The 1,928-nt window shown below is 38.4% G+C and carries 4 protein-coding genes; all 4 read right to left on the bottom strand.

Annotation, left to right across the window (positions count from 1 at the left end; translation table 11 throughout):
* On the bottom strand, nucleotides 1-286 hold a 286-nt coding region (locus ACTHR2_RS10490; protein WP_440375705.1), incomplete at its 3' end, for a DUF6531 domain-containing protein.
* Complete coding sequence (locus tag ACTHR2_RS10485; RefSeq protein WP_079453697.1) at nucleotides 277-492, bottom strand: hypothetical protein; 216 nt, start codon at nucleotides 490-492, stop codon at nucleotides 277-279. The genes ACTHR2_RS10490 and ACTHR2_RS10485, both read right to left, overlap by 10 nt.
* 54 nt (nucleotides 493-546) lie before the next feature.
* On the bottom strand, nucleotides 547-1,314 hold the full coding sequence (locus ACTHR2_RS10480; RefSeq protein WP_070625102.1) for a hypothetical protein: 768 nt from the start codon (nucleotides 1,312-1,314) through the stop codon (nucleotides 547-549).
* 17 nt (nucleotides 1,315-1,331) lie between these two features.
* A partial coding sequence (locus ACTHR2_RS10475) for an RHS repeat-associated core domain-containing protein (protein ID WP_440375704.1) occupies nucleotides 1,332-1,928 on the bottom strand: 597 nt, incomplete at its 5' end.

The raw sequence follows: 1,928 nt of genomic DNA, 5'->3' as shown, positions 1-1,928 counted from the left end.
CATCATAGCCGAAGGTCTCCTTGCTGCCGTCGGGATAGAGGGCGAGGGTGAGGTGTTGATTGGTGTCGTAGTGGTATGCGGTACTGCTGCCGTTCGGATCGGTTACCGACAGCAACAGACCGTTGCCGGCATATTCGAAACGGGTGATGTGTTTCAGCGGGTCGGTATAGGCCAATCCGGCCGCATCGCGGATAATGCGTTGGCAGCCAGGTACGCTCCAACCCTCGCCGAGCCAGCCGGTACCGTCTTGGTCGGAATAATAGCTGCGGCTCCATACTAGAGGCAAAATGCCTTCAAAGGCAAAGTCGGTTTCACCCTCCAAAACTTCAAACCGTGTATCGGATTCACCGGCCGACCGGCACCCACTGCACCCTTACAGGACAGACAGGTTTTAGGGGGAAGTCTTTTGCTGAACTTGCCGTTCATATGGAACATATCGCCGGTGCGCACGATATAGCGTTTGCGGATTTTAACCGAGGAAGAATGGCGCATCGGCCAGGCCGGTTTGGTGGCGGTACGGGAAAGTATGCCCTTGCGGCCCGGAAGTTATAAATAAAGTTGGATAATACTTGTTATTTTTTTTTGTGTTTCAACACTAATTTCCTGGTTAAAATTTTGGATTAATTTAAGAAAATCAATAATTAAGTTGATTTGATTAGTGTTAAATATCGTACTTTGGTCTCTTAGGGCAATATATAAAAAGTCAACAACGTAACCATATAAATAGAATTTAGATAAATTAGAAAAAATATATTTTAAACAGCAAGGAGTAAAATATAATATAGCCTTATTAGTAAAGGCTTGCCACTCTAGTGATTCAAGTATTGAGAGAAAATCATCGTATGTTATCTCAATCCAAGTTTTAGTAGATAATTGCATTATAGAAAATATATAAAAGTTATCACTATCATCAAAACTTATGATGTTATTTTTATCAACTTTAAAAATTGGGAAAGTAGGCTTAATTTTTTCTTCTAGACAATTTCGTTCTTGTATATATTTTACCTCCATAAGAAATTTTTCAAATTCATAATTCACTCCTAAATCTTTGATAAACTTAGAAATATATTCTAAAAAATCATAAATTATATTAATTTCATTTTTGGTTAAAGATTGTAGTAAATTAAATAGTTCACTTACTTCTCCTTGGGATATGTTAGAATAATAGCTAAATAATTCTATGAAATAATCATTATCTATACTAGGATTTTCTATTGAGTTTAGTAAAAGTGTATTTAAATGTAAAGCATTTTCATTTTTTTGTTTATCTGACATTTGATTTTTAATTAACAAAATTAGATTGTTTTTTTTCATGTCTTACTTTCTATATTTTAAGGTATGGCAGCATTTGCAGGAATTGTTCCCCATAAAGGAGGGAGTAAAGAAGGCAAAAACCGAACAATTCGATAAACTATATATGCAGCTCCAGCACCAGCAACAACTTTTGCTCCTGTTTCTACAGTAGACCTCGGAACAGCAGGATTTTTCCACTGTTTAGGCTGAGGAACTGGTTTTGTCGCCCACTTCCACGCCCCAGAAGGGGGACTTCCACAACCTGAATCGTTCCACTCCTGCAAACGGTCTCTAAGGCTTTTCTGTTGATTCTTGATTTCCTGTTCATGTGTTTTCCACGACTGGGTACCAGGACCATTGCGACCATTAATTTGTTCATTGAACCTATGGCGCAAACCATGAGTGCCACCATTGTTACATTTCCGTTTATCTCTATTAATTAATCTATCAATATCTTGCCCAATCTCTTCGCATGATCGTTTTGACTTTCCTTTTAGACCTAATGGATCAAGCCAACGAGATATATTGAAGGCAAACATATAAAAATTACTACCTCCAAACAACCCAATCGGATCCTGATTCACAAACCGCCCGACGTTCGGTTCATAATACCTAAAGAAATTGTAATGCAGCCC

The sequence above is a fragment of the Neisseria sp. P0006.S004 genome (genome assembly GCF_051963015.1).
Taxonomy (GTDB): domain Bacteria; phylum Pseudomonadota; class Gammaproteobacteria; order Burkholderiales; family Neisseriaceae; genus Neisseria.
This window is presented reverse-complemented; position numbering and strand designations above follow the sequence as displayed.

Bases quoted from the DNA above. Each gene is read 5' to 3' on its own strand.
- ACTHR2_RS10480 (WP_070625102.1), bottom strand. From the start codon at position 1,314: ATGAAAAAAAACAATCTAATTTTGTTAATTAAAAATCAAATGTCAGAT.
- ACTHR2_RS10485 (WP_079453697.1), bottom strand. From the start codon at position 492: ATGCGCCATTCTTCCTCGGTTAAAATCCGCAAACGCTATATCGTGCGC.